Source organism: Vibrio sp. 99-8-1 (assembly GCF_013114595.1).
Taxonomy (GTDB): Bacteria; Pseudomonadota; Gammaproteobacteria; order Enterobacterales; family Vibrionaceae; genus Vibrio.
In genome coordinates this window covers 1-8505 of the sequence record NZ_VTXE01000065.1, presented here as the reverse complement: position 1 = coordinate 8505, position 8505 = coordinate 1, and the positions used below count along the sequence as shown (strand labels likewise).

6 protein-coding genes are annotated in these 8505 nt (G+C 39.7%); all 6 read right to left on the bottom strand.

Features of this window, described 5'->3' with window-relative positions:
• Window positions 1-349: 349 nt before the first annotated feature.
• The 6 genes from F0227_RS21580 to F0227_RS21555 all read right to left on the bottom strand — a co-directional run bounded on the left by F0227_RS21580 (window position 350) and on the right by F0227_RS21555 (window position 8330).
• Window positions 350-1603 (bottom strand): DUF3391 domain-containing protein, encoded by a 1254-nt coding sequence (locus tag F0227_RS21580; RefSeq protein WP_171755315.1) that lies wholly within the window; start codon window positions 1601-1603, stop codon window positions 350-352.
• A gap of 137 nt (window positions 1604-1740) precedes the next feature.
• Complete coding sequence (locus F0227_RS21575; protein WP_171755314.1) at window positions 1741-3300, bottom strand: PAS domain-containing methyl-accepting chemotaxis protein; 1560 nt, start codon at window positions 3298-3300, stop codon at window positions 1741-1743.
• 193 nt (window positions 3301-3493) lie between these two features.
• Window positions 3494-4822 (bottom strand): anaerobic C4-dicarboxylate transporter, encoded by a 1329-nt coding sequence (locus F0227_RS21570; RefSeq protein ID WP_171755313.1) that lies wholly within the window; start codon window positions 4820-4822, stop codon window positions 3494-3496.
• A 210-nt stretch (window positions 4823-5032) separates the two neighbouring features.
• On the bottom strand, window positions 5033-6307 hold the full coding sequence (locus F0227_RS21565) for a divalent metal cation transporter (protein ID WP_171755312.1): 1275 nt from the start codon (window positions 6305-6307) through the stop codon (window positions 5033-5035).
• Between the two features lie 364 nt (window positions 6308-6671).
• A complete protein-coding gene (locus F0227_RS21560) occupies window positions 6672-7286 on the bottom strand; it encodes a LysE family translocator (protein WP_171755311.1) in 615 nt (204 codons plus the stop codon).
• Between the two features lie 114 nt (window positions 7287-7400).
• Window positions 7401-8330: a LysR family transcriptional regulator gene (locus F0227_RS21555; RefSeq protein WP_171755310.1), complete on the bottom strand. Its 930-nt coding sequence runs from the start codon at window positions 8328-8330 to the stop codon at window positions 7401-7403.
• Window positions 8331-8505: the final 175 nt, after the last annotated feature.

Sequence of the window (8505 nt, the reverse complement as noted above, 5' to 3'; positions counted from 1 at the left end):
TGATAGGTTTAAATTGTTAAAGAGCGTTGCTTTAAGTAAGCGGGTTAGCTTCTCAAAGCGGACGGCCATTTTAGCGAGTTAGCCTTCAGTGTCAAACACTTTTTACAATTTTATTTCACTTTAAAAAGTAACATAAAATAAGTTGGCTAAAAGCTTTGGGACCTTGCTGTCATTAGCGCATTAATAATAATGTTTGCTGCGACAACGGAGGCGAATTATAGGGAGAGAATTAAACTTAGCAACCTATTTCTTCAAATTATTTCGGTTTTTTTTTCAATTTAGTTGATATACAGATTTACGCACTAATAAAGCACAACTTATCCACTTACTCCTGTGGATAAGTAAGCCATTACTCATCATTATCAAAAAAATAGGAAATTCGTGAACGGGGATTTAAATACTCTCGAATCGCATCTGGTAACTTACTTGGTAAAATTGCTGCAACTATTTTTGTGTCTTTATCCGCTAAATCAATGATAGGGGCTTGAGTACGAGGTACGTTGGCATCATAAAGAAGTACGTTAGGAAAAAGTATGTTGCTGCTATTCACTGAAATAACCAATCCAACCATATTGTTGGATAGCTTAACTACCGTTCCCGGCGGGTAAACTCCCATCAGCTTGATCAACACATTTAGATTATCTTGATTATATAGATGCTTTTGATTCTTATATAAATAGGATAAAGCTTTATATGGAATTTTCTGTTCAGAGACTATATTGCCATGACATAGATTGTCATAAGCATTCGCCAACGCAATAATCTGCGCAGCACTATCAATCTGATCACCTTTAATACCGTCGGGGTAACCCGAGCCATCTAGCATTTCATGATGTTGATAAATGATCTTTTTTGTCGACTCAGGAAAATCCTCGATAGCATCCGCCATATCTAAGCCATACTTAGGATGCAATTTGAGGTAGTTTTCTTCAGGCTCACTTAGCCGAGTTGTTTTTCTTAAGATGGCGGTAGGTATTTTTATTTTGCCAATATCATGAAACAGAGCACCGAAAGCAATGCTTTTAATCTCTTCAGATTCTAAGCCTTTACTCTTAGCTATCATCATAGCCAATATCGACACATTCAGTGAATGAAAGTAGATATCTTCAAAATCATTTTTACCATTCATTAGATGCAGTGTGACATTATCATCCGACATTAACTTATCGACAATATCTTGCACCATCGCCATAGCTTCTAAAATGGCTGTTTCTGGTCTATTCCGTATTTTACTCATCACCGAACGTAATTGAGACAATGAACGTTCAAAATCTTTTTCACAAGCGATCACTCGACGTCGGTAAGCGTTTAGCTTATCAATACGTGCTTGCTTCTCATCCCACATTCTCTTCGCTTCTAGATCAATATTATCCTGCTTAACCTCTTTTACTTCACTTTTTTCTACAGCAGGAAGAGGCGCACAATCACTCTGATTTGGGTCTATATAAACGTGTTGAATTCCGAGATGCTTAATGATGTCGATCTGTTCTTGAGTTTTTAACTTAAAGCTATTGAAAAGAAAGGGGTGCTCATTCCACTTCACTGGCAAACGAACATAGAGACCCGGTTTAATTCTATCAACGGTGATCTTAATATTTGCCACAATCTACACGATTCCCTCTTTATTTATACTAAGCGTAATTCTAGCCATATCGACCAAAAATATCATCTTAAATAAAACAAGTATCAGGTGAGGTGCTAGGGCGAATTTCTACCTAACATCCTCATTTATCTATACGCTTATGATTGAAACTGTTTGATCAAGCGTTGTAGTGCTTCTAAATTGTTGACCAGTACGCTTGTGCGAGATACCGAAGACTTAGAAACGTCTAATGTCTCATCAGCTAGCACTTTAATATTGGTCACGTTTCGATTGACTTCTTTAGTAACCCCGGCCTGCTGATCTACCGCAACCGCGATTTGATGACTATTGTCGGTAACAACAGTTAATAGACTGGTAATATTATTGAGCACTTCGCCTGTTTGATTAGCACGATTTGTACACTCAACCGATAGTTCCCCACCCTTACTCATAATAGATACGGCATTATTCGCGGTACTTTGCAGCTGCGCTATCATGGTATGTATCTCATCGGTAGAAGAACGAGTTTTCGTCGCAAGAGCTCGAACTTCATCTGCGACCACAGCAAAACCTCTACCCGCTTCGCCTGCTCGTGCAGCTTCGATAGCGGCATTTAATGCTAGTAAGTTGGTTTGTTCTGAAATATTACCGATAACTTCTAAAATGCTCTCTATCTTCTCACTATTTTTGGCAAGATGATCAATCACTTCTCGGGAGTTCTCTAGCTCTTCCGCTAACTGCTCTATCACCTCTATGGTTGTAGCGATACTTTCAAGCCCTTTCTGCGATTCTCGATTCGCCTCTTCAGTGACTTCTGAAGCCGCTGAAGCATTATTCGCAACATCCTGAATTGAATGGCTAAGTTCTTCCACCGCCGTCGCCACTTGTTCCGTTTCACTAAACTGCTGGCTCAAACTCTGTTCAATAGATTGAATTGTACCGAACTCTTCTTCAGCTGCGATTAAAATTTGCCCCGCGGTTTCACTTGTTCTTCCCGACACAGCTCTCAGTTCAGCTTTTCTCATGATCAATGCCAGTTCAACCTGAGAGTAATCATCAAAATAGCCAGTATAAGGTTTTTCCATCAGAGGATTATTGTAAGACTCTTCGGCTAGCTTTCTAATTGTTTCAAATCTTCGCTTTTGATAAATAGAAGAGACAAACAAGCTTCCCCCTAAAACAGCACCGGTAATACCAACAACCAAGGGAGAAATACCTACTAGCGTTAAAAGCGAGCAGACAATAAATGCTAACGATAATGCAATATTGAAAGTAAGCTGCGGAAAACGCGTTTTTGTCACACTCTTTCCTTGATTAATCTTCTTATACAGTTCATCGGCACGATTGATCTGTTCAGGTTCCGGTTTAGAGCGCACAGATTGATATTCTATTACGTTGCCATTTTCATCTTTTATCGGCGTAACAAAAGCAGAAACCCAGTAATGGCCATCATCTTTACACTGATTCTTAACCAGCCCCATCCAGCTTTGCCCAGACTGAATGTACTGCCATAACTGAGCAAATGCCGCTTTAGGCATATCTTTATGTCTAACAATATTGTGCGGCTCATCAACTAGTTCATTCTGTTGGTACCCAGCCACCTCGCAAAACACACTATTTGCATAGGTAATATGACTCGAAGGATCAGTGGTAGATATTAGATTGGACTCTTTAGGATAGTTTTTATTAAGCGGATCACTTGCGGCACTGTTAGACATTGGAGGTCTCTAATTGGCGAATGGAATGAGGAGAGTGATCTTTACCACAGTTTCATTGTTGAGTTATTTGATAATAATCAATTCATTACAATTATTATTTAATTAATTTTATCTAAAAATTATATGTTGAGAGTAAATAGCAGATAAAAATTAGGCTCCATAAGGAGCCTAAACAGAACGAACATTAACGCTTTTAGCCTAAGAATATTTGCCCTAGCAAATACCCAACACAACAGGCACTTACCACGCCAATTATACCAACCGACATAAACGAGTGATTAAAATACCACTTACCAATTTTGGTTGTCCCCGAAGAGTCAAAGTTTACAGTAGCGATATCTGACGGATAATTTGGAATAAAGAAGTAACCATAAACAGCAGGCATAATACCTATGAGTAGAGCAGGATCTAAACCTAGCCCCAGACCTACCGGCAACATCATACGCGCCGTTGCAGCTTGCGAGTTAACAACCACAGAAACGATAAATAGAGCAAAAGCGAAAGTCCAAGGATAATCGGTCACCATACCAATGATGCCTTCTTTAAACTCAGGTAATGCATACTTGAAATAAGTATCAGACATCCAAGCTATACCAAAAATAGCAATTGCTGCCACCATTCCTGACTTAAATACAACCCCTTCAGGTACTTTCCTTGGATCTGTTTTTGTCGCAAGAAGAATAACACCACCAAAAGCCAGCATCATCATCTGAATAATCACCGACATTTTTATTGGTTTACCACCTTCTACAACCGTTCTAATTTCTGGAACCATAGCAATCAAAACAATAACAGCTAAAGCAGAAATAAATAGCAATACCGCATTTCGAGCGCATGTTGGTAGTGTTTCATCAAGCGTAGTATTAGTGGTATTTAAAATTTTCTCACGCCACACAGGATCTTCAAGACGACGTTGATACTCAGGATCATCTTGTAACTCTTTACCTCGACGTAAACTATAAAGAGCCATGAGTAACGTACCTAATAGAGTAGAAGGAACCGTAACCATTAAGATTGAAACCAGAGTAATCTCTACCTGAATATTTGACAGCTGAGCGAGATAGTAGACCACAGCAGCAGAAATAGGCGACGCCGTTATCGCAATTTGAGAAGCAACAGAAGCCGCTGCCATTGGACGTTCAGGACGAATACCATTCTTTAACGCCACATCACCGATAATAGGCATGATGGAATAAACCGCATGACCCGTACCCAGCATAAACGTCATAGTGTAAGTAACAAACGGGGCAATCAATGTGACATTTTTTGGATTTTTTCTAAGGATTCTCTCGGCCACTTGTAGCATGTATTTAAGGCCACCGGCGGCTTCCAATATAGAAGCACAAGTAACCACAGCTAAAATAATCAGCATTACCGTGACGGGAGGTGATGTTGGGGGCATCCTGAAGATAAAGACTTCTACAACTAACCCGATACCGGAAACAACACCTAATCCTATGCCACCATATCGGGATCCGAGATAGAGCATTACCAGTAAGAACATAAACTCTAGATATAACATTTTATTTACCTAACATATTAATTAACTGGTTATATTTTCCTCCTACTTCCCAGTTCAAAAAATAACAAGCATCAATTTATTCTGGATATTCATATAAGAACTTACTGGATTCACGCGATAAATCACATTTATTGCTCATATCTACGAATAAGTGACAAAAAAATAGCAGGTTATTTCAACCTGCTATTGATAACGTTTATAGCATTTTATTTACATTAGCCATTTCCACCAGATGAAAACAGCCAAGAAACCAAATAGATATGTTAGCCCTGCCCAACAAAGCGCTTTCATACCATTCGAGAGAGCAAGCTCCCCTTTTAATTGTGGTCCAGAGACTAATCGGTAATTGAGAAGAGCAAATATCGGCGTGGTCATAAAGGCCAAAATCATTGCAAAGTTAAGCATTGTCATCAGTGCGGAGGTGAAAAATAACAGCACTGCCATCGCAAGAACACTCACCACAATCATCCAAACATTATGGTAACGGCGTTGCTCTAAAGGTTTATTTTGCAGAAGCAATTGCGCTTCGGCCAATGCACGTGCATAGCCATCGATAACGGTAATTGTGCTGCCAAAGATACAGAAAAACGCCACCACTGCAATTAAGTAGCGCGACCATTCACCAATTGTTGACGCATACATACTAACCAGTTGATGTGAGAAACCTATGCCCGATGTTTTTAGCTCCTGACCATTACCATGCAGTACTAGAGCGCCCAATGCCAAAAAGACAATAGCAAGCAACGCTGTACCAATATAGCCAACATTAAAATCAAACAGAGCTGATTTTGTGGTTACGGTTTGCTGCTTTCTTTGGCTCTTTAACCATAAAGAAGTGAGGCAGGAGATCTCGATTGGTGCAGGCATCCACCCCATCATAATGACGATAAAGCCAATAGCTGCGATATTCCACACAGGAGGAGATTGAAAATCGGCGGGTGCAACCGCTCCATTACTAGATGCAATAGAAACGGCACCAACAGTTGCTATAACCAAAACCACCATAATAGTCTTAGAGATAGTATCTAGCGCCTTATAGTGCCCAGCTAATAAAATGACCAAGCAAGTCACCGCTATAATCGCAGCGTTGACGGTTAAAGAGAGTTCAAACGGAGAGAAATAACCAAATAAACTAGCGCTGAACAACAACAACGCTGCACTATTTACCACCGCAGAGATAGCAGCCAAGCCAGTAAACATCCAAAGATAGCCCCTGCCCATTTTGCTGTAACCTTCAATTAGGCTCTCTCCCGTTCCCATAGTGTACTGAACACCAGCTCGAAAGAATGGATATTTGAATAAGTTTACCAGCAAAATAACGACCACTAACTGCCAGCCATAAATGGCACCCGCTTTCGTCGATGCTACTAGGTGAGAGCCACCTACCGCAGCAGTTGCCATCATAATCCCAGGCCCCAATGAACGAATAAGATTTTTAAAATGACTGGTACTGGTATTGCTCTCTACTGCAGCAGAGTTTTGCATGATTCTATCCTTGTAATCGTAATGAAGTCGTAATTGCAAGAGAAAATAAGATTTACCCCAACAGCTTATAATCTCTTTTATAGATGCTATTTTTCCTCTTATTCACACCATCAATCAACCCCCACCAAAGCATTGGGCAGTGCTTTATTCCATTATTTACCATGAAGCTAGTTGAACAACCTAAAAGATAAACATAAAACCATCCATACATAGTGCATTAACTCTAAAAAAAACCATAAAATATATTTAGCATTACGTACGATATTATTTACACCCATCATTCGAAACAAATAGTTATGAAAAAAAGACGTCATAGACTTACATCAATGACGTCTTATTTAACAGTAACTTAATGTCTCAATCGTTATGCAGTCCAAATAACTCTTATTGCAAGAGCGATCAATACGATTCCGGAAAGTTGATCAATTAACTTAGCTTTACTTCTTAACTTTTCTAACAGCAATGAAGAAGAGAGCATAAAGGTGATCAAGGTATACCATATACCATCAACCAAAAATGGCGTCATGACCACAACCGCTCGACTCGACGCCTCACTACTTTCAGAAACGAACTGACCAAATAAAGCGATAAAAAACAACATAATTTTCGGGCTGGTCAAGGAAATAAGAAACCCTTCTTTTGCAGACTGCCAAACACTAACCGCTTCCCCAGACTCTAACTTAGCCGCGATTCCCCCTTTAGAGCGAATGGCATTAAATCCCAAGTAAGCCAAGTAAGTTGCGCCAACGTAGCTCAAAAGCTGAAACAGCATCGGAGATTGATGAAGTAGCGTCGCTAAACCGACTATGGTTATGAAAGCGTAAATCGCGATCCCTGAAGCGTGAGCCCACGAAGTAGCAATGCCGTTTAAACGACTTCCTGCCAAACTATGTTTGGCAACAATGGCCAGACTAGGCCCAGGGGACATTGCTCCTAGTAAACAAATAGTAAAAAGAGATAACCAAACCGTAAATGACATACTTAATCCTTACTCGACAAAACAACACCTTGTCATTTTGTCTGTTAAAACTGTAATTTGGTTAAAGCGTAACAGTGTTAACATATTATTTGAAATCACTTCTCATCATATAAGTCATGATTTGAAATGATGACCTATTGAATATTCTGATTGTTGGAGAGCATTATATGTAAGCTCACGCAGCCATTTATGCGCTAAATCATGTTCAAATTTTGGATGCCACAGCAACCAATATTTCTGTACAGGTAACTCCAATGGCAATTGCGCATAGACAACAGAACACTCTAAAGAAAGATTTCTTGCTATGTGTTCAGGAATAACTAATAAGTAGTCAGAACAACAAAGAGAATGAATAGCCGAAGAAAAAAATGGCACGCGCATAGCGATAGTTCGAGATAATCCTAACGATGCCAATTCCTTATCCACACTAATATCTTTATCACTTCCACCAGTAACGACAATGTGTGAATAACACAATAACTCTTCGATGGTCAGTTTCTCTTTACCAGCTAAACAGTGATTATGTTTCATGACAACGACAGGCCTATCTTGCCCTAGTAATACACTAGAAAGGCCAGCAGGAGCTTCAGGAAGCATGGCCGATGCTAAATTTAACTGGCTAGTCGCGAGCGCATTGATCATCTCTGGTTGCCACATTTTAAATTCAAAGCGCGAGTTAGGAGCAAAAGATAGAATCGTTTCGACTAAATGGGGATAAATGTATTGGGCAACATAATCACTAGAGGCAAACGTGAATTTTCCATGCCATTCATGAGCGATAAATTTATCGTCTTCCAATAATTGTGCAAACTCATTAAACAAGTCGGCCATTTTTGTTTGCAAGTATTGCGCTTTAGGTGTCGGATAGAGACGGTTACCTTCTCTAATGAGCAAAGGATCAGAAAATAATAATCGTAATTGAGATAACTGCCGACTCATGGCCGACTGAGTGATATTAAGACGCTTTGCAGCTTGAGATACATGACACTCTTCCAACAAAATATGCAAAGAGCGTAATAAATTGAGGTTAACGTTATCAAGCATTGCAAAACCTAGCATGTCTAAAATGGTGTGTCGAAAATAGACTATTCACTGAGGGTTGTTCAAGTAGTTTTAAAAAAAGTATCCACCGGCATAGCCGGTGGTTTTTCATATGCGCCTATAAGGCTCTCCTACTGGCTGCGCCCTAGCAGGCGCATAGTGATCTGACATTTGCATA